The sequence below is a fragment of the Actinoplanes palleronii genome (assembly GCF_016862315.1).
In the GTDB taxonomy this organism is placed as follows: Bacteria; Actinomycetota; Actinomycetes; order Mycobacteriales; family Micromonosporaceae; genus Actinoplanes; species Actinoplanes palleronii.
Genome location: NZ_BOMS01000100.1, coordinates 19,497 through 38,324 on the forward strand (window position 1 = coordinate 19,497; position 18,828 = coordinate 38,324).

The window sequence follows — 18,828 nt, forward strand, 5'->3', positions numbered from 1 at the left end:
TCCGTGGGAGTCGTTTACCTCCTGAGCGGTCTGACCGGTTCCGGCAAGACCACCTACGCCCGGAAGCTGGTCGAGGAGGGCGTGGTGCGGTTGTCGGTCGACGAGATGATGCACAGCCGGCACGGCCGATTCGGCATCGACTACCGCGAGAGCCGCTATTTCGAGCTGGAGGCCCCGATCGTCGACGAGATCCGCGGCCGCCTCATCCGGTTGATCGGACGGGGCCGCGACGTCGTCTTCGATCACGGCCTGTGGCGGCGGGCCGATCGGGACACCTACAAGCACCTGGTCGAGGCGCACGGCGCCCAGTGGCGGCTGCTCTACTTCAAGGTCGACAAGGCGGAGCTGCAGCGCCGCCTGGCCGAGCGTCATCAGCGTGACGGCGCGAACGCCGCGACCGTCAGCCCGCGCGCGCTCGACGAGTTCTACGCCCGCTTCGACGAGCCGATGGACGAGGGCGAAGAGATCATCACCGGCACCGGACTCAGCTGACGGCGGGTTCCGGGGTGCGGACCGGCCACATGATCGGCAGGACGCACGGGATGATCAGCCAAGCGGTCAGGACCACTGCCGCCAGGGCCCAGCGCAGGCCGACACCCTCGGCCAGGAAGCCGATCACCGGTGGGCCCACCAGCAGGCCCGTCGTGCTCATCGTGGCGGCCGCGGTCAGCGCCGCCGAGCCGTGGTGGGCCGCCGCCACGTACAGGCACGGGCTCACCGCCGCCATCCCCAGGCCCACCAGTGCGAACCCGGCCAGCGCCGGATAGGCCCCGCCGGCGAGCAGCGCCGCCGCCAGGCCCAGGCCCGCGACGCCGCAGCCGTACGCGACAACGGTTTTGTCCCCGAAGCGGTCCCGCCAGCCGTCGGCGAACATCCGGGCGATGATCATCATGCCGGAGGTGACCGCGATGCCGAGCGGGAGCAGGTGCTCGGCGGCGTGCGCGACGTCCTTGAGGTAGAGCGCCGACCAGTCGTTCACCGCACCCTCCGCGATGGTGGCCAGGAACATGGTCACGCCCAGCCAGAGGACGATGCCGGACGGCCGGATCCGGGCCCGGCCGCCGGTCGTGGACGGCGTGGCCGGCAGGTCCTCGTGCAGCAGCCCGGGCCGGGCGGCCGCCAGCAGCGCGAGCAGCACCACACCGCCCACCGTGAAGTGCAGCAGCACCGAATCGGTCAGCGAGGAGACCCCCGAAGCCAGCAGCGCGGCGCCGAAGATGCCCGCGCTGAACGTGGCGTGCAGTTTCGCCATCGTGGTGCGGCCGGACGTCTTCTCCAGCACCGCGCCCTGCGCGTTCATCGCGACGTTCAGGCAGCCGACCGCCACCCCGTCGACGAGCAGCACGGCCAGCGCCACCGGATAGGCCGGCGCGACGGCCAGCCCGGCCAGCGCGCCGACGAGCACCAGCCCGGCGCCGAGCGCCAGCCGGCCCGAGCCGAACGCCGCCATCAGCCTCGGCACCAGCGGGAACGACAGCACCGCGCCGACACCCGCGGCCAGCAGCAGCACGCCGACCTCGCCCGACGACAGGTGCAGCCGGTCGGCGAGCGCGGGGATGCGCGACGCCCAGGTCGAGTACTGGAAGCCGAGCGCGGCGAACAACGCGGCGATCGACAACTGCGAGCGGCGGAACGACATACCGGGCCTACCTCAGTTCGTGCGACATGTACACGGCGTCCGGTCCGTAGGCGCCGGGCAGGGGGACCTGCGGGTGGGGACGGAAGCCGCGGGACGACCAGAAGCCGGCTGTCCCGTCGACCGAGACCAGTGAGATCCGTCGATAGGACAGGCTACGGGCAGTTTCGGTCAGGTGACGTACCAGGCGCTTGCCCCAGCCGCGGCCGCGCAGGCCCGGGTCGATCACGATGTCGTGCAGGTGCAGGTTCGACGAGCGGACCGCCGACTCCTCGGGCCGGTGCAGGTCGGGGTAGCGGAACTCCGGGTAGGGCAGCGCGAGCAGGTAACCGCCGACCCGGTCACCGGTGTCCAGCACGAACGAGGTCTCCGGTTGGGCGCGGGAGCGCAGGGCCTCCGGCCCTTCGGAGAGACCCCCTTTGGTGTACGCGATGGACTCCAGCGAGCCGATCGCCGGCCAGTCGTGCACGTCGATGGGCCGTACCCGTTCGGCGCGCACGGTGTGACAGGGCAACGGCGCGAACCCGTTGAACCCGGCCGTGGTGTAACTGGTGGCGTACGCCCCGGCGGTGTGGATCCACACCGGATCACCGGAGGCCAGCCCGGCCGGGACCGGCACCGGCACTCCCCCGGCGAGCACGTCGTCGCTGTCGCAACTGGGCCCGGCCACGATCGCGGGCACCGTCGGGCCGGCCGGGTGGGTGGGGAACTCCAGCCGGTAGGGCAGCCGGTCACCCTCGTAGAGGCCGTTGAACCGTCCGCAGGTCAGGTAGAGCCAGGCTTCCCGCCGTACGGTCAATCGGGCGACCTCGGCCCGGACCACCCCATGGTCGGCGACCAGGAAGCGGCCCGGTTCGACGACGAAGTCGAGGTCACCGCCGGCGGCCTCGCGCAGCTGGCGCATCCCGGAGCGGATCGCCGCGAAGATCTCGCCGGTCGGCGGGGTCAGGCCGGGATGACCGGAGGCGGGCAGACCGCCGCCGAGGTTCACGTGGTCCGGGCGGATGCCGCGCCGCAGCAGTGTCCGCACCACGCCCGTCACGGCCGCCAGGCCGTCACGCCAGCCGCTCTCGGTCATCTGCTGCGAGCCGACGTGCAGCGACAGCCCGGCGGGCACCAGGCCGAGCGACCGGGCCAGGTCGAGCACGGCGACCGGGTCGTCGCTGCCGTACTTGCCGGTCAGGCCCCACACCGCGCCCTCGCCGCTCGTGCTGACCCGGCAGAACACCCGGCTGCCCGGCGCGTGCCGCGCGATCGCCCGCACGTCCTCGGCGCTGTCGGTGGCGTACGTGGTGATCCCGAGCCGGTACGCGGTGGCGATGTCCCTGTCGGACTTCACGGTGTTGCCGTAGTGCACCCGCTCCGGCTCGGCACCGGTGCGCAACGCCTGCCGGATCTCGCCGGGGCTGGCCGCGTCGAAGCCCGCGCCCAGGTCGGCGAAGCCGGTCAGCACCTCGTCCACCGGGCACGCCTTCATGGCGAAACGGACCCGGACGCCGGGCAGCTCGTCGCCGAGCTCCCGATACCGGCTCTCGATGCCGGTCAGGTCGTAGACGATCCGGTCGGTGTCGGCCGCGCCCAGAGCGGCCCGCAGATGACCGATCTCAGTCATGCCGCAGGGGCGTCTCGCGGGCGGCCGCGATCAGCGCGGCCCACGCTTCGATCAGCAGCGCGAAGTCCTCGATGTCGCGGCGCGCCTCGATCAGCAGCGCGTCGCGGTTCGCGCCGATCCGGTCGGCGACCGCGGTGAACCGGCCGCCGAGCCGCCGGTAGGCCTGCTCCATCAGCTCGGCGGTGGCCTCGTTCGGCTCGCGCGGCTGCCACGTGCTGGCCCGCACGATCGCGGCGATGTCACCCGGGCTGGCGTTGGTCATCCGCTGGTAGATGAAGTGGAAGTAGTACATCGACAGGATGAACTTGGCGAACCGCAGCTGGTAGGCGAGGAAACCCGCGTCGCTCTTGCGTTCCGCGGTGTGGAAATTGACGATGTGCCGGTTGTGCAGCAGGCCCGGCAGCCCGGCCCGGTCGGCGACGTGGATCAGGAAGTAGTCGCTGCCGATCGTGTCGGTGGCCGGCGGCAGCGGCACGTTCTCCTGCAACCCGTGGAAACTGATGTTGTGCATGTCGACGCGCATCGGGTCGACGACCGACAGTGTCCAGTGGTCGCCGTCGAACGGCGCGCTGCCGGTGAACGACTCCGCGACCAGTTCGCGCTTCTCGTCCTCGGTGCTGCCGGGCGCGGCCCACAGACTGACCAGGTCGTAGTAGGCCTCGTGGTCGCGGATGTCCTCGACGTCGACCGACATGTCACCGACGAACGACGCGCCGGCCATGGCCACCGGCAGGTCGGCGCGGCTCTCGTCGAGCCGGTTCTCGGTCGCGACGACATCGCGGGCGGCCTTCCCCAGCGCGGAGAGTTCCGCGTGGATCGGGAAGATCTTCTTTCCCTCGTACGTCTGGAAGTACAGGTCGGAGTCCCGCCGGTGCACCGAGTCGCAGCCCAGTGCCGCCGCGATCAGGAACGCCCGGTTGGTGCAGGCCCCGTACGAGACGCCGGCCGGCAGCAGCAGATCGAGCAGCAGGTCGGGGCGGTCGGCGGCGGCCCCGCGCACGACGCGCTGCAGGAACTCGCGCTGGGCCGGCTCGTCGAGGTGCCAGACGAGCGGCGCGAGGGCGAGGACCTTCGCGTGCGCCTCGTACTCGTCCGAGGAGTCGAGCACCAGCAGGCACACGTCCACGTCGAAGTGCCGGGTGGCGTACTCGGCCTCGGCGACCACCTCGGTGAGCGTCGCGGCGCACTCCCGGTTGGTCGGCACCACCAGGCAGACCCGGCGACGGTCGTCCCTCGCGTCGGTCACTGATTCACTCCCGTCTTTCACCCGGTACGGGAAAAGGGCACAGAAACAGCCGGTGAACAGCCCGTTCGGCAATTCATCGCAGCCAATCGATCATGGCGCGGTCGAACCTAATCGGCGGCGCGCGCGTCCCACAACCCCGTCTTCCGGGCGAACCCGTCAGAAGTCCCGAAATCGCTGGTAGCGCCCCGGTTCCGGAACCGCCGCCCGCGTGTGACCCCGGCCACCGCCGTCCACACCGGACCGAACCGCGCCTCACCCAACCCACCCCGGCCGGGCGACAGAGTCAGGCCGCCCGGCTGGTCCTGAGGGCTGCTTCAAGCCCCGCGAGACAACCCTCAGCACCAGCCGGGGCGTTGCGCGCGGAATGCCGGGTGGGTGGTCGTTTAGCCTGGTGGTTCCGGGTGGGTGGTCCAGGTGGAGGTGGCCGGGTGCCGAGGTTGCTGCGGGTTGTTCCTACCGAGACGTGGCAGCTCGTTCTGGAGTTCGACTCCGGTGCGGTGCGGCTCTTCGACTGTTCGGCCGGGTGGCGGGACCGGCCCGGGTTCGACGGGGCGAGGCTCACCTCTCCGGAGACGTTCAAGCACCTCACGTTCAGCGGGGACGGCATCCGGTGGCCGGGCGGGCCGGCACTCGACGCCGACTACCTGTTCACCGGGTCTCGGGAGGTGAGCGGATCGGAACTCGAGCGCCAGCAGTTGCGGGTCGCCTACCGCAACCAGGCGCCGACGCCGGAGCACCCGACGCACCACGTGTACTTCGTCTACGTCGCGCCGTTCGCCGCGAGACCGTTGGTGATCGGTGAGTCCATCAACGGCGGGCACGCCGAGATGGGTGGCTCGGCCGCCGTCGACCTGGCCGGGCTGCTCGCCCGGCCGGGCTGGCAGCGGCACTTCGAGCTGGCCGGCTGCGCCTGGGCCGTGCCGCTGGTCGAGGACGCCGGCCGGGCGGACCGCGCGCGGATCGACGATCTGGTCCGGGAGGTGTGCCGGCGGGCCGACACCGCGGAGTCCGACGTCGCCGGCTACCACGGCAAACACTAGACCGGCACCGATGTCTGTTTGCCGACCTCAGGACGGTGCCGCCGGGGAAAGGGGCGTATCACTGAGGTTGGGCGCAGGAGGTGAGCGGCATGCCGAGGTGGGGCAGGCGTCAGCCGGCGGATCCGGTGGCGCAGATGCGCGCGTACGAGCAGAAGTCGCTGCGTGAGCTGCTGGACGGTCAGGCCCGCGTCGACCCGCTGTTCCACGCCGTCGCCGAGCTGGTCGCGGCGGACGGGCCGGCCGCCCGGCACGCCGTCGTACAGAAGAATCCGGACCTTGCCGGTGAGCGTGGCACCGCGGCGCTGGAGATGCTGATCCTGTTCGCCGAGATGACCCAGCTGACCCTGATCACCCCGGAGCTGCGCGAGCTGCGGTCGTGGCTGGCCGACGGCGCCCGGGCCCCGGCCGAGCCCGCGCCCGCGCCCGCGGAGCCGGCCGAGACGGGGACGCGGGCGGTGCTGGACAGCTTCGTGGTCGCCGCGATCAACGCGGATCGGACGTGGCTGCGCACCGGTGACGCCGACGAGATCCGGCGGGGTGTGGCGATCTGGGACCAGATGGTCGCCCAGGACCTGCTGGCCGGGGAGCCACCGGTGTCGCTGGTCGACGTGCACGTCACCGTGGCCATGCTGCACGGCCGCCTGTACGAGATCGACAAGCAGCCGGCGAGCCTCCAGCGGGCGTTCCAGCTCCTGCGGCAGGCTGCCGCGCACGTCATCCCGGGCTCGGACACCGACCTGCTGATCCGGCAGCACTCGGCGAACTGGATCGCCCTGCGGTACACGTTCGACGAGGACCCGGCCGATTTGGATCAGGCGATCGACGACTACACCGAGCTGCTCGACCGCTATCCCGCGGACGCGACCGACGCGCTGCTGGTGATGGCGAACCTCGGCCGGTTCCGCACCCTGCGCTCGCGGGTCACCGGCTCGGAGGAGGACCGCCGGCGGGGCCTGGAGCTGCTGGAACACGCCGCCGGACACCTGCCACCCGACCATCCGGCGCTGCCGCACGTCCAACGGATGATGCTCGCGGCACGCCACCGAGCGCCATGACCGGGCCCAACGCGATCGCGCGGCAGCTCGACCGGCAGGCGCCGGCGCTCGTCGGCTTCGTCCGGGCGATGTCACCCGACGAGGCCGAGCAGGCGATGGCCTCCGACGCCGGTCTGCTCGCCGGCGCCTACGACCACGCCCTCGACGACCTGATCAACAAGGCGGAGTCGGCGCAGCTCAGCGCGCTGGTCCAGCGCCGTGCCCTGCTGCGGATGCTGCGCGAGGACACCGGCCTGCCCACCGTCCAGCAGCTGTGCCGGATCGCCATCCGGGCCGGGCGCCGCGCCGCCGAGGACCCCGGGACCGCCCTGCTGCTGTGGCAGCGGGTGACCGCGAACCCGGGGCTGTCCGCGCTGCCGCCGCAGGCCCGGGTGCAGATCTTCAACCAGCTCGGCATCGCGCACGCCCGGGTGCCGCCGGCCGACGAGCACGAACCCGCCGCACTGTCCGCTTTCGAGCAGGCGGTCGCGCTGGCCGAGGCGTCCGGTGAGGACGCGAGCGAGTTCCGGTTCAACGCGGTGGAGGTGCGGCTGCGGATCCGTGATCGCACCGAGCAGGGACCACCCGGCGACGACGTCACGGCCGCCCGGACCGCGGTCGAGCAGGCCATCGGCCCGGCGCGGCGTACCGGGGCGCTGGTCCATCTCGGTGACGTGCACCGGCTGCGGTTCGCGGCGGACGGTCGTACCGAAGATCTCGAAGCCGCGGCCGTGACCCTGCAGGAGGCGTTGCGCGAGGCGCAGCAGGACAAGGAGGGGTGCGAGACCGCGGCCGGCGCACTGCAGCGGCTCGCCAGGGCCGCCTTCCGACGGTACGAGGGTGACGGCCGCCTCGACCTGCTCGACCGCGCGGCGGCCCTGATGGAGACGGCGTTGCGGGCCACCCCGGCGAACGCCGCCGAATACCCGCCCCGGGCCAGCGACCTGGGCATGCTGCTGCGCGAGCGGTTCCAGCACCGTGCCGACCCGGCCGACCTCTGGCGGGCCGTGGAGGCGTTGCGCACCGCGGTGCGGCGCTCCCCGCCCGGCGACCCGGAGCAGGCCGGTCGGTCGATGAACCTCGGCAACGCGCTGACCCAGCTGTACGAGCTGACCGGCCGGGAGCTACTGCTGGCCGAGGGCCTGCGCGTGCTCGAGCAGGCGATCGACCGGTTCCCGGCCGGCGACCCGGAACGGGCCGGCTGCATCTCCGCGGTGTCGCGGAACCTGCGCATCCGGTACGCCCGGCACGGTGACCGCGCCGACCTGGACCGGTCGCTGCGGCTGGACGCCGAAGCCCTCGACGCGGTACCGGCCGGTCGTCCCGAGCGCGCGATGCTGCTCTTCAACGCCGCGAACGGCCTGGCCAGGTCCACGGCCCGGATCGACGACAGCTGGCGGAAAGCGGTCACGCTCTGGCGCGAGGGTTCCGCCGACGCCGCCGAACGGGATCCCGCGCTGGTCCTCAACGGCGCGCTGAACTGGCTGCCGTCGGCGCTGCGCCGGGACGCGCACGGCGACGCCGTCGAGGCCGCCGGCCACGCCCAGAACGCGCTGGGCCGGCTGGTCACGGCGCAGGACAACCGGCGCGGGCAGGAGGACTGGCTCAGCGCCGCCCGCCGGCTGCCGGGCTGGGCGGCGCAGGCCCACCTCGGCGCCGGTGATCCGGAGCGTGCCGTGCTGGCCGTCGAACGGTCCCGGGCGTCGCTGTTCGCCCAGCAGCTGCACCGCTCCGAGGCCGGGACGCCGGACGTGCCGGCGCTGCACGACCTGGCCCGCCGGGTGGGCCCGTTCGCCTATCTCGTGCCCGCCGACCGCGACCCGCTCGGCCTGGTCGTCGACGGCGACGGGGTCCGGGCGCTGCCGCTGCCGGAGCTGACCGAGGACGCCGTCACGTCCGCGATGCAGCGGCTCTACCGTGGCTACTTCCACCGGCGGGCCGACCCGGACGGCTGGCGGGACGTGTTCGACGAGGTGGCCGGCTGGCTGTGGACGGCCGCGATGGGCCCGCTGCTCGACCGGGTGCCCGCCGGTGGGGTGCTGCAGCTGCTGCCCGGTGGCCTGCTCGGCACGCTCCCGCTGCACGCCGCGTGGACGCCCGACCCGACCCTGGCGACCGGCCGCCGGTATGCGTGCGACGAGGCCGTCCTGACCCTGCTGCCCGGCGCTTCGGTGCTGCGCACGGACCGGACCCGCGGGCGGCGCCTGCTCACCGTGGCCGACCCGGCGCCCACGTCCGAGCCGCCGTTGCGCTGGGCCGCGGTGGAGACCGTGGCCGCGGGCACCGCGTTCGGCACCACTGTCACGCTGCGGGACGCCGACGCCACCCCCGAGCGGGTGCTGGCTAGGGCCGTGGACGCGGATGTCGTGCATTTCGCCTGCCATGGTCGTACCGAAATGGATTCTCCGCTCGGCAGCGGTCTGGTCCTGGCCGGCGACCGGGTCCTGACGGTCGCCGCCCTGCTCGCGGCCGGTATGCCGGTGCGCCTGGTGGTGGCCAGCGCGTGCGAGAGCGCGTTCGTGCATCCGCGGGTGCCGGACGAGGTGGTCAGCCTGTCCGCCGGGCTGCTCTACGCGGGGGCCGACGCGGTGCTGGCCAGCGGGTTCGCGGTCGACGACCTGACCGCGTTCCTGCTCACCACCCGCTTCTACGACCGGTGGCGGCCCGGGGCGACCGGGCCGCAGGCGCTGCGCGAGGCCGCCTGTTTCGTCCGGGACACCACCAACACCGAAAAACTCTTTTGGGTACGACAATTGGCCGCCGAAGGCTGGCCGCACGCGGTGACCGAGGCGCTGGCCGGCCCGCTCGGGATCGAGTCACCGGGCGAGCGTTCGTTCGCCGCGCCCGCCGACTGGGCGGCCTTCACCTGGTGGGGATCCCATGTCCGAGCCTGACCCGGTGGCCGACGCCGCCCGGGCCGTCCGCTCCCAGCTCGACCGGCTCTTGCCGGCCGACCAGGCCGCGGCCGCCGCGACCGAGCTCGACGCGGTCCTGCGGCGCACCGACCGCGGCGAGGCGACCGGCCCGGATCTGCTGGCGGTCCTGCGCCGCCGGGAGCCGACCCGGGTGGCCGCGCTGTCGCTGCTGCGCGGTGAACGGGCCGCCGCCTACCGGCCGTTGCTCGGCGCCGCGCTCGACGTCGGCGGCCGCTACGTCTGCCCGCGGATCAGCTGCCCGGAGACCGGCGACCGGCTCGACGACAGCGAGCCGGTGCCGCGCTGCCCGGTGCACGGCGTCACGATGCTGCGGGCCTGAGGATGCTGTCCGGGTTCGTCAGCGGCCTCGGCGGCAAGCTGGCCGACCAGTGGGCGGCCCGGCTGCTCACCCCGGCCCTGGTGTTCTGGCTGGCCGGTGCGCTGGCCTGGGCCGGTGACGCCGCCACGCTGCGGGCCCGCGGGCACGCGTTCACCCGGCTCACCGGCACCGAGCAGGTGCTCTGCCTGGTCGGCGGGCTGCTGCTGGTCGCGGCGAGCACGGCGGTCGCCGAACGGGTCACCCCGACGTTGCTCAGCTGGCTGGAGGGGTACTGGCCGGCCGGTCGCCCGCGCTGGCTGTGGAACCGGCTGGTCGCACTCGCCCGCCGTCGCCGCCACCGCTGGCGCGACCAGTGGGGCCGGCTGCGGCGCACCGGCGAACGGACCGCGCACGACCGCACCCGGGAGGGAGTGCTGGCCGGGCGGCTGCACCGGATGCCGCCGGAGGACGCGCTGATGCCGACCCTGCTCGGCAACACGCTGCGCGCTGCCGAGCTGCGCACCGCCCGCCGGTACGGCCTCGACCCGGTCATCGCCTGGCCACGGCTGTGGCCGCTGCTGTCCGAAACGGCCCGGCAGGACATCACCGGGGCCCGGGCCCAGCTCGACGCGGCCGGCCGGGCCGTGCTGTGGGCGGTCGCGGCCGCGGTCTGGGCGACCCTGGTCTGGTGGCTGGTGTTCCCGGCGCTGCTGGCCGCGGTGGCGATCTACCGCGCGTCGGCGCTACCGGCCGCCGCGATCTACGCCGACCTGGTCGAGGCGGCCTTCGACACCCAGCGGTTCGCGCTCTACGAGGCGCTGCGCCTCCCGCCACCGTCCACTCCGGACGACGAGCCGGCGGCCGGGCGGGCGCTGACCGCGTACCTGTGGGAGGGCTTCACCCCACCGGCACCGTGATCGATATCCTGCCGGTCATGCAGCGGCAGATCATCACCATGGTGTTGTGTGGGCTCGTCCTCACCGGTTGCGACGCCGGCACCACCACCAGCACCGACAGCGCACCCGAGGCGAAAGCCAGCACCGCGGCCGCGCCCCGCCCGATGCAGGCCCGCTGGTGGGAGTGGGCCAGCGCCGAGCCGGAGGCCACCAACCCGGTCGCCGACACCACCGGCGAGCAGTGCGCGCGCAACCAGCCCGACGACGTCTGGTTCCTGGCCGGCACGTTCGGTGGCAAGGTGCGGCGGGCGTGCGCCGTACCGGCCGGTCGGCCGCTGGTCGTGCCCGCGATCAACCGGGTCGGCGACTCCGAGGCGGACTGCGCCGACTTCATGGCCGGCGCCAAGGGCAGCGTCACCCTCGACGGCGCCGACGTGCCGATGGACCTGATCGACCACGAGCAGGTCACGTACACGGCCGGCCCGGACAACCCGGTGAGCGGCACCGCCGGGGAGACGACGGGCGTGGGCTGCGGGCTGTGGGGCCGGATCGACGCCCCGTCCCCCGGCAAACACACCGTCGTCGTGCACGGCACCTCCGGAACGTTCACCGTCGACGCGACGTACACGCTGACCGTGGCGTAGTCCCGCAGCCGGCCGGTTCCCCGGCTGGTCCACGGGGGTGTCTCGCGGGCCCGGAAGGACCCCTGAGAACCAGCCGGGACCGCGACCGGCGAGCGGTTCTCCGGCTGGCGCGCAGGGGTGTCTCGGGGGCCGGGAGGGACCCCCGAGAACCAGCCGGGGGCGGTCGCGGCGGGCTTTCGTCGTACCCAAAAGGGGTTTTGGGGTTGGGGAAACTCGATGGCTGGGGTAGTCGGGGGCGTGCGAGGATCTCGTCCTGGGGTCGCTAGCTCAGTTGGTAGAGCATCCGGGATGTAGTGCACTCGCCCTCCGCCGTCGTGCGGGCATGGGTGCGCTTCCTTCTCATTAGGGATCGGAAGGTTCGGGGTTCGAGTCCCCGGCGGCCCACTCACACCTTTCATCGGGACGGGGGAGCACGTGCTCGACAAGCTGATCATTCAGAAGACGCTCCGCGTGCCGACGAGCACGGGTGCGGCCGGCGACGGCGCTCCGGTGGCCCGGCAGCTCGACGCGGCGCTGCTCGACGCCGGGTTCTCGGCGTCGCGGGCGCTGCTGGAGCACGTCGGCGCGCTGGCGCCCGGCGCGGCCATGGACCTCGCCGTCACCACGGTGGCCGCGGTCCGCGAGCTGGTCGGCGACCACGTGCAGCACAACGCGTACTTCCTGGGTTTCCCGCACGACGTGCCGGACACCGTCGAGTTCTGGACCGACTGCCTGCGGGCGGCCGTGCTCACCGGCGGCGGCAAGGTCAGCGACGAGCGGCTGCGCGACGCGGTCCTGACCGGCGGGGTGAACCTGCTGGAGCTGCCGGGGTACGGCCGGTACCAGCACACCTACGCCGACCTGCTGGCCGCGCACGACGACCTGATCGCCTCGGCCGGTGACCGGCTGACCGTGCTGCACCTCGGTGACACCGCCGAGGTGGAGGCGCAGCGGCTCTACCTGGCCATGGCCGGCAGCTCGACGCCGCTCGGCGAGGCGGACCTGGTCATCCTCGGCGAGTTGGCGCAGGCCTGTGCGGACGGTGCGCAGCCCGCCGACATCCCGGTGCGGGAGAACCGTGCCGTGCTCAACGCGGTCCGGCTCGTGCAGGGCCGGCCGCTGGTCGCCGTGGACACCACGACCGACGTGCTGCGCCTGGCCTGCCAGGTCTCCGGCGGCGACCCGGCGCTGCTCACGCCGACCAGGTTCCGGGCGTTCCCGCGCCGGGAACGCCGGGTCCTGCTGACCGCTCTGAACGAGGTCGTCGGCGCGAGCCCGGCCAAGCTCGGTGATGTCGCGCGCCACGCGGAACGCTGGAAGCGGCTCGGCGAACGGCTGCACCCGCACGAATACGCCCAGTGGCCGCACGCGCAGGAGGTCTTCACCGTCGCGCGCGGCGAGCGCCGGGTGTCCACCCTGGCCGGTCGGGCCGAAGCCGCCGTCCGGGCCGGGGAGATCGCGCCGGCCGCGGCGGTGCTGTCGGCCGCGCCGGGTCTGCTGCTGCGGTCCGCGGACCGGCTGCTGCGCCTCGCGCCGGCGGCCGAGCGGGACGCGGTGGTCGACGCGGTCACCGGTGCGCTCGGCACCGCGTCCGGCCGGGTGCTGTGCTCGCTGCGGGAGCACGTCGGCAACCGGCTGACGCGCGCGTCGGCCCGGATGTACGCGAGCCGCTCGCGGAACGCCTGGATCGGCCCGGACCAGCGACCGCCGCTGCCGCCGGAGCTCGTCGCCGACCTGTCCGCGCGGCTGGACGCCGAGATCGGCGCCCGGCTGCCGGTGTGGGACCGCCCGCTGCTGGTGGATCCGGACGTGCTCGACGTCGCGCTGCCGCTGTCCGGCAAGGCGGCCGAGGGCGGGTTCGCGGTGCTGCCGCGGGGTTCGCGCGCCGCGGTCTCCGGTGAGCTGCTGCGCTTCTTCACGTACTGGCGGCAGACCGCTCGGACCACCGACTTCGACCTGTCGGTGCTGCTGCTCGACGACGAGTTCCGCAGCGCCGGCCAGGTGTCCTGGACCAACTACCACCACGGCGGGGCGGTGCACTCCGGTGACATCACCAACGCTCCGGACGGCGCGACCGAGTTCATCGACGTGCCGCTGACGATCGGCGGGCTGTACGTGGTCCCGCAGGTCAACATCTACTCCGGTGAGTCGTTCGACGAGGTGGCCGAGTCGATGTTCGGTTACCAGACCCGGACGAAGAAGCAGCGTGGTGCCCCGTTCGACGCCCGGACCGTCCGGGCGCGCTCGCAGATGCGCGGGCCGGGCCGGGTCGCGCTGCCGATGGTGTTCGCCAAGGGCCCGGACGGCTGGGAGGCGATCTGGCTGCACCTGTACCTGCGGGGCCGGGCGTCGTTCAACCGGGTGGAGGGCAACGCGTTCTCCACGGCCGACCGGGTGCGGGCGCTGGTCGAGCGGCAGTACCTGACCATGTCCTACCTCGTCGACCGGTGGCGCGAGCGCGGCGAGGTGCGGGTGTGGGACGGCTCTGTGCCGGACGAACCGGTCACGTTCGTCGGCCTCGAGGCGCCGGACGGGCTGCCGGAGGGGTCGGAGATCTATGCGCTGGATCGGCTCAGTGAGCTGATCCCGGCGTAACGACTGTCGAGGTCATGCGGGAGCTTCCTTCTATCCGTAACTATCACGGCTCACATTTAGCTCCCGCGCTCTCCTCGATCACGCCGGCCCCGGGCAACCGGGGCCGGCGGCCTAGCCACCGCACCTACGGGAGACCATGGAAGTCAACGAGTTCTACTGGTACAGCCGCCAGATCACCGACCAGCTCGCACCCAGGATCAGCCCGAAGTACCGGCCGATGATCCTGGCCTCCGCCGGTGCCGGGGCCTGGGACCTGGTGATCCCGACGCTCGTCGGCGCCCTGTCGGAGGAGGACGTCGTGATCACCACGGCGGAGAAGGGCGCGCTGCGGGAGCTCATGGAGTTCCGCCGGGAGCCTCTGACCTACCTGGAGCGGATCCGGACCTCGGACTGACGGCCGAAGCGCAGCTCGGGCCCCTCCCGGTCGGAAGGGCCCTTCACCGCGAGCGCGGTCCGTACCATCTCGGTCATGGGCCGAGAATGGTTTGCCGACGCCGTCCTCTACGAGATCTACCCGCAGTCGTTCGCCGACGCGAACGGTGACGGTGTCGGCGACCTGCAGGGCGTCATCGCGCGCCTGGACCACATCGCGTCGCTCGGCGTGAACGTCATCTGGTTCAACCCGTGCTTCGCCTCGCCGTTCGTCGACGCGGGCTACGACGTCGCCGACTACTGCCTGATCGCGCCGCGTTACGGCACCAACGACGACCTGGTCGAGCTGGTCGTCCGGGCGCGGGAGCGCGGCATCCGGGTGATGCTCGACCTGGTCGCCGGGCACACCTCGATCGAGCACGCCTGGTTCCAGCGCGAGCTGGCCGCCGACGGCCCGGACCCGGAGGGCGACCGCTACGTCTGGTGCGAAGAACTGCCCAGCGCGGCGTGGAGCAACCAGACCCCGGGCACCCCGGCCTGGGTGCGCTCGCCGGGCCCACGCCCGGGTTACTACCTGAAGAACTTCTACGACGAGCAGCCCGCGCTCAACTTCGGCTGGGTGCGCGGCGCCGGCGACGCGTCCTGGCGGGATCCGATCGACGCGCCCGGGCCGCTGCGCAACCGGCAGGCGCTCCGCGACATCATCGCGTTCTGGCTCGACCGGGGTGTCGCCGGGTTCCGGGTCGACATGGCGTTCTCACTGATCAAGGACGAGCAGGTGGCCGAGGGTCTGGCCGCCACGGTGGCGATCTGGCGCGAGATCCGCGACTGGCTGGACGTCGCCTATCCGGACGCCGTGCTGATCCCGGAGGGCACCGAGCCGCGCACCGCCGAGCCGACCGCGTTCGACGCCGACTTCTTCCTGGTCATCCACGACGAGCACGGCAGCCTCTTCGACAACCACTACGCGGGGGTGCTGCCGTTCCACGAGGTGCGGGAGCCGTTCTTCGACGCCGCCGGCAAGGGTGGCACCCGGGTCTTCCTCGACGCGTGGGACGCGGCCCGGGCCGCCGACCCGCAGCGGCTGATCGTGATGGCGACCGCGGACCACGACTACGACCGGCTCTGCTGCGGGCCGCGCACCGCCGAGCAGCTCGGCGCCGCGCTGACGTTCCTGTTCACCTGGGGCAGCGTGCCGTGCCTGTACTACGGCGACGAGATCGGCATGCGGTACCTGCCGGGGATGCCGGACGTGGAGGGCGCGGTGTGCAACCCGGCGTACAACCGGGCCGGCTGCCGGACCCCGATGCAGTGGGACGCGGGGCCCAACGCCGGGTTCTCCACGGCCGACCCGGCCCGGCTCTACCTGCCGGTCGACCCGGCGGCGGACCGGCCCACGGTGGCCGCGCAGGACGGCGACCCGGCCTCGACGCTCACCCTGGTCCGCGAGCTGCTCGCGCTGCGGCGGGCCACACCGGCGCTGCGGACCCGGGCGAGCATCCGGGTGGTCCATGAGGGCTACCCGTTCGCGTACGTGCGCGGCAAGTCGCACCTGGTCGTCGTCAACCCGCGCCGGGAGCCGGCCACACTGACCGCCCCGGAGGTGGTCGGTGCCACCGTGCTGCTCGGCGCGGGTGTCGAGGCGACCGCGGACGGGCTGGTGGTGGCCGGTTTCGGCTACGGCATCCTGAACGGGTTGGCGCCGAGCGCGGCGAGCAGGAACCAGGCCGTCGCGCCGGTGTGAAGGCTCGCGTAGTAAAGGTCGCCGAACCCGGTGTCGAGCCCATCGCTGGACGCCGCCGGCACCCCCAGGCCGGCGCCCTGGGCGCGCGCGATGTTCCAGAGCAGCCGCTTGCCGAGCAGGTCGTCGCCCTTGGCGCGGCGCACCCGCAGGGCCAGAGCGGTCTGCGCGGTGCCCTCCAGCCACACCTTGCTCACGTCGGCGTCGCTGAAGCTGATCCCGGTGATCCCGGCGTCCTGCGCGGCCAGGTGGTCGAGCACCCAGGTGACCGACCGGCGGTAGCGGTCGTCGAGGGTGGCCAGGTAGGCCCAGGTCTGCACGTCCTCCGGGATCGGGTTGCGGTTGACCGTGACGCCGTCCGGGTCGGTGCCGGTCCACAGGTGCCCGGACGCCGGATCCTGCATGGCGGCGACGAACGCGAACGCGTGCCGGGCCCGTGCGCTCCAGCTGCGGTCCCCGGTGAGCTGGGCGAGCATCGTGAAGAACGCGCCGGCGTCGATGTTGTGCTCGGTGGCCTTGAAGGTGAGCGGCTGATCGTCCGCGGTCCGCCCGCCGGTGTAGCCGAAGCTGGTGTAGGTGTGCTCGTGGATCCAGGTCGCGGCGCGCAGGGCGCCGGTCAGGAAGCGGCGCTGCCGGGTCCGCGCGTACAGGTGCGCGAACGCCATCCCGGCCCAGGCCTGATTGCCGGTGTACGCGGCCGGCGAGCCGATGTCGAGCACGCCGGTCAGCGTGGTGAACGAGTCCGGCTGATAGGACGCGCGGGTGCGCCCGTCGTCGATCGGGTCGTGCTGCTGGGCGTAGAGCAGGGTGTCGCCGAGCACCGTCGCGCGCCGCACGTCGTCGCGCTCGCCCCGGGCCAGCCACGCCATGATCACCAGTGCGTCGTCGTAGGTGAACGAGCTGACGAACGTCCACGTCGGCGTCTCGAAGAAGCCACCGGTGTAGCTGCGGGGCACGCGCAGGGCGCTGCCCGTACCGTACTCATCGAATTTGATCTTTAAAAAATCAAACGCCTGGTGTACGGAGATCGCGCTGGCGCCCCTGATCCAGCCGGGTGCGGTCGCCCGCGCCGGGCTGGTCGGCAGCACCGCGCCGGTGAGCAGGGCGGTGAACGTGCTGGACGCACCGACCAGCAGCGACCGCCGGCTGGTGCTGGAGGACTGCGCTGTCATGGGTCTCCTCACGAGGGGCTGATGTTCGCGACCAGCTGGGCGATGTGCACGGTGCGCTGCTCGCGGGTCTGCGGGCGGCCGGGCACCCCGGGCCGGGTCTGCCAGGGCAGCGGGCCGTCGGCGTGCCGGTACTCCACACCGAGCGCGTCGAGGCGGGCCAGGTGGTGGCGCAGCCGCGGCTCGAACTCGGCGAAGTCCCGGTCGCCGGAGGTCCACAGCGCCTCGGCGACCGCGCACAGCCGGGGGAAGGCCAGGTAGTCGACGGTGCGCGGGGAGTCGGCGTGCTCGGTCCACAGGTTCGCCTGGCCGCCGAGGATGTGCCGGGCCTGTTCCGGGCTCAGCTGCGGCGGGACCGGGTCGAACGCGTACACGTCCCGCAGGGTCAGCGGGATGGAGACCGGGATGGGTTCGTCGGGCGACTCGGACTGGCGGTAGTCCAGGTAGACCAGGTCGTCCGGGCAGGCGACCACGTCGTGGCCGCGCCGGGCGGCGGCGACCGCACCGGTCATGCCGCGCCAGGACGCGACGGTGGCGCCCGGGCCCAGGTCACCCTCGAGGATCTCGTCCCAGCCGAACAGCCGGCGGCCGGCCGCGGTCAGGTGCTCGTCGAGGCGGCCGATGAACCAGGCCTGCAGCTGCTCCTCCCCCGCGATGCCCAGCTCGGCCATCCGCGCCCGGGTGCGCGGGTCGGCGCGCCACTGGCCCTTCGGGCACTCGTCGCCGCCGACGCCGATGTACCGCGACGGGAACAGCGCGAGCACCTCGTCGAGCACGCCGGTGAAGAAGCCCACGGTGGACTCCTCGACGTTGAGGATGTTCGGGCTGATCCCCCAGCGGGTCCAGACGTCCAGGGGCTGACCGGTGACGCCGAGCTCCGGGTAGGCGGCCAGGGCGGCCTGCACGTGGCCCGGCGACTCGATCTCCGGGACGACCGTGATGAAGCGGTCGGCGGCGTAGGCGACGATCTCCCGTACGTCCGCCTGGGTGTAGAAACCACCGTGCGGGCGGCCGTCGCCGCGCGCCGAGCGGACCGCGCCGACCTGGCTCTCCCGGCGCCACGCGCCGACCTCGGTGAGCCGCGGATAGCGTGTGATCTCCAGGCGCCAGCCCTGGTCGTCGGTGAGGTGCCAGTGCAGGGTGTTCAGCCGGTGCAGTGCCATCAGGTCGATGAAGCGCAGCACGTCGTGCTTGGGCAGGAAGTGCCGGGCGACGTCGAGCATCGCCCCGCGCCAGGCGAACCGGGGCGCGTCGTGCACCCGCACGGCCGGCACCGCCCAGCGCTGCCCGGCGACCGGCGCGCGGCGGTAGACCGTGGGCGGCAGCAGTTGCAGCAGGGCCTGGCAGCCGTAGAACACGCCGGCCGGGTCACCGCCGGCGATGGTGGCCCGCTCCGGGGTGACGTCGAGGCGGTACGCCTCCGGGCCCAGGTCGGCGGCGAGTTCCAGGGTGATGGTGGCCCGCGCCGCGGTCGGCAGCGGCAGGCCGGTCGCCGGGCGCAGCGCCTGCTGCAGCCAGGCCAGCACCCCGCCGAGCTGATCGGATGCGGACACGGTGGTGCCGTGGTCAAGGACGAGCTCACCGTCGCTCGTGACGAGGGAGAGCGGGCGTGGGGTCAGCACGGTGGAAC

The 18,828-nt window shown here is 73.0% G+C and carries 15 protein-coding genes and 1 tRNA gene; 11 read left to right on the forward strand and 5 right to left on the reverse strand.

Annotated features, from left to right (window positions below):
• Positions 1–3: 3 nt before the first annotated feature.
• Positions 4–492, forward strand: coding sequence for a P-loop nucleotide/nucleoside kinase family protein (locus Apa02nite_RS31445; RefSeq protein ID WP_203828252.1), 489 nt, complete (start codon positions 4–6; stop codon positions 490–492).
• On the opposite strand, the gene Apa02nite_RS31450 is transcribed toward Apa02nite_RS31445, so the two are convergent.
• Genes Apa02nite_RS31450 through Apa02nite_RS31460 form a run of 3 tightly spaced genes read right to left on the reverse strand, consistent with a single transcriptional unit; the run spans position 485 to position 4,494 of the window.
• The gene (locus tag Apa02nite_RS31450; RefSeq protein WP_203828253.1) at positions 485–1,639 is read right to left on the reverse strand and encodes an MFS transporter; all 1,155 of its coding nucleotides are present in this window, start codon (positions 1,637–1,639) and stop codon (positions 485–487) included. The genes Apa02nite_RS31445 and Apa02nite_RS31450 overlap by 8 nt on opposite strands.
• Positions 1,640–1,646: 7 nt before the next feature.
• Entirely contained in the window at positions 1,647–3,248 is a 1,602-nt protein-coding gene (locus Apa02nite_RS31455) for a GNAT family N-acetyltransferase (RefSeq protein WP_203828254.1), read from the reverse strand.
• Entirely contained in the window at positions 3,241–4,494 is a 1,254-nt protein-coding gene (locus Apa02nite_RS31460) for a DUF6271 family protein (protein ID WP_203828255.1), read from the reverse strand. Before Apa02nite_RS31460 ends, Apa02nite_RS31455 begins: the two co-directional genes overlap by 8 nt.
• Before the next feature lie 428 nt (positions 4,495–4,922).
• Here Apa02nite_RS31460 and Apa02nite_RS31465 point away from each other — a divergent pair, with 428 nt between their 5' ends.
• The 10 genes from Apa02nite_RS31465 to Apa02nite_RS31510 all read left to right on the forward strand — a co-directional run bounded on the left by Apa02nite_RS31465 (position 4,923) and on the right by Apa02nite_RS31510 (position 16,032).
• Positions 4,923–5,534 carry a DUF2442 domain-containing protein gene (locus Apa02nite_RS31465; protein ID WP_203828256.1) on the forward strand — a complete coding sequence of 204 codons (612 nt, stop codon included), beginning with the start codon at positions 4,923–4,925 and terminating at the stop codon, positions 5,532–5,534.
• Positions 5,535–5,623: 89 nt separating this feature from the next.
• Positions 5,624–6,589 (forward strand): hypothetical protein, encoded by a 966-nt coding sequence (locus Apa02nite_RS31470; protein ID WP_203828257.1) that lies wholly within the window; start codon positions 5,624–5,626, stop codon positions 6,587–6,589.
• Positions 6,586–9,462, forward strand: a complete 2,877-nt coding sequence (locus Apa02nite_RS31475; RefSeq protein ID WP_203828258.1) for a CHAT domain-containing protein — start codon at positions 6,586–6,588, stop codon at positions 9,460–9,462. Before Apa02nite_RS31470 ends, Apa02nite_RS31475 begins: the two co-directional genes overlap by 4 nt.
• Positions 9,449–9,823: a hypothetical protein gene (locus Apa02nite_RS31480; protein ID WP_203828259.1), complete on the forward strand. Its 375-nt coding sequence runs from the start codon at positions 9,449–9,451 to the stop codon at positions 9,821–9,823. The genes Apa02nite_RS31475 and Apa02nite_RS31480 overlap by 14 nt, the downstream gene beginning before the upstream one ends.
• Positions 9,824–9,825: 2 nt before the next feature.
• Entirely contained in the window at positions 9,826–10,719 is an 894-nt protein-coding gene (locus Apa02nite_RS31485; RefSeq protein ID WP_203828260.1) for a hypothetical protein, read from the forward strand.
• A 17-nt stretch (positions 10,720–10,736) separates the two neighbouring features.
• A complete protein-coding gene (locus Apa02nite_RS31490; protein ID WP_203828261.1) occupies positions 10,737–11,342 on the forward strand; it encodes a hypothetical protein in 606 nt (201 codons plus the stop codon).
• A 256-nt stretch (positions 11,343–11,598) separates the two neighbouring features.
• Positions 11,599–11,726: transfer RNA gene (locus tag Apa02nite_RS31495), tRNA-OTHER, on the forward strand.
• Between the two features lie 30 nt (positions 11,727–11,756).
• Positions 11,757–13,916 carry a TerD family protein gene (locus Apa02nite_RS31500; protein WP_203828262.1) on the forward strand — a complete coding sequence of 720 codons (2,160 nt, stop codon included), beginning with the start codon at positions 11,757–11,759 and terminating at the stop codon, positions 13,914–13,916.
• Positions 13,917–14,052: 136 nt separating this feature from the next.
• Positions 14,053–14,310: a hypothetical protein gene (locus Apa02nite_RS31505; RefSeq protein ID WP_203828263.1), complete on the forward strand. Its 258-nt coding sequence runs from the start codon at positions 14,053–14,055 to the stop codon at positions 14,308–14,310.
• Between the two features lie 75 nt (positions 14,311–14,385).
• Complete coding sequence (locus Apa02nite_RS31510) at positions 14,386–16,032, forward strand: alpha-amylase family glycosyl hydrolase (protein ID WP_203828264.1); 1,647 nt, start codon at positions 14,386–14,388, stop codon at positions 16,030–16,032.
• On the opposite strand, the gene Apa02nite_RS31515 is transcribed toward Apa02nite_RS31510, so the two are convergent.
• Together Apa02nite_RS31515 and Apa02nite_RS31520 are read right to left on the reverse strand one after the other, a co-directional pair.
• Positions 15,966–17,201, reverse strand: a complete 1,236-nt coding sequence (locus Apa02nite_RS31515) for a hypothetical protein (protein ID WP_203828265.1) — start codon at positions 17,199–17,201, stop codon at positions 15,966–15,968. The two genes, Apa02nite_RS31510 and Apa02nite_RS31515, sit on opposite strands and share 67 nt — an antisense overlap.
• Before the next feature lie 8 nt (positions 17,202–17,209).
• A complete protein-coding gene (locus Apa02nite_RS31520; RefSeq protein WP_203828266.1) occupies positions 17,210–18,820 on the reverse strand; it encodes a beta-N-acetylhexosaminidase in 1,611 nt (536 codons plus the stop codon).
• Between the last annotated feature and the right edge of the window lie 8 nt (positions 18,821–18,828).

Coding starts and splice junctions, on each gene's coding strand:
- Apa02nite_RS31485 (WP_203828260.1), top strand. CDS start 9,826: ATGCTGTCCGGGTTCGTCAGCGGCCTCGGCGGCAAGCTGGCCGACCAG.
- Apa02nite_RS31450 (WP_203828253.1), bottom strand. CDS start 1,639: ATGTCGTTCCGCCGCTCGCAGTTGTCGATCGCCGCGTTGTTCGCCGCG.
- Apa02nite_RS31470 (WP_203828257.1), top strand. CDS start 5,624: ATGCCGAGGTGGGGCAGGCGTCAGCCGGCGGATCCGGTGGCGCAGATG.
- Apa02nite_RS31480 (WP_203828259.1), top strand. CDS start 9,449: ATGTCCGAGCCTGACCCGGTGGCCGACGCCGCCCGGGCCGTCCGCTCC.
- Apa02nite_RS31490 (WP_203828261.1), top strand. CDS start 10,737: ATGCAGCGGCAGATCATCACCATGGTGTTGTGTGGGCTCGTCCTCACC.
- Apa02nite_RS31505 (WP_203828263.1), top strand. CDS start 14,053: ATGGAAGTCAACGAGTTCTACTGGTACAGCCGCCAGATCACCGACCAG.
- Apa02nite_RS31515 (WP_203828265.1), bottom strand. CDS start 17,201: ATGACAGCGCAGTCCTCCAGCACCAGCCGGCGGTCGCTGCTGGTCGGT.
- Apa02nite_RS31475 (WP_203828258.1), top strand. CDS start 6,586: ATGACCGGGCCCAACGCGATCGCGCGGCAGCTCGACCGGCAGGCGCCG.
- Apa02nite_RS31510 (WP_203828264.1), top strand. CDS start 14,386: ATGGGCCGAGAATGGTTTGCCGACGCCGTCCTCTACGAGATCTACCCG.
- Apa02nite_RS31455 (WP_203828254.1), bottom strand. CDS start 3,248: ATGACTGAGATCGGTCATCTGCGGGCCGCTCTGGGCGCGGCCGACACC.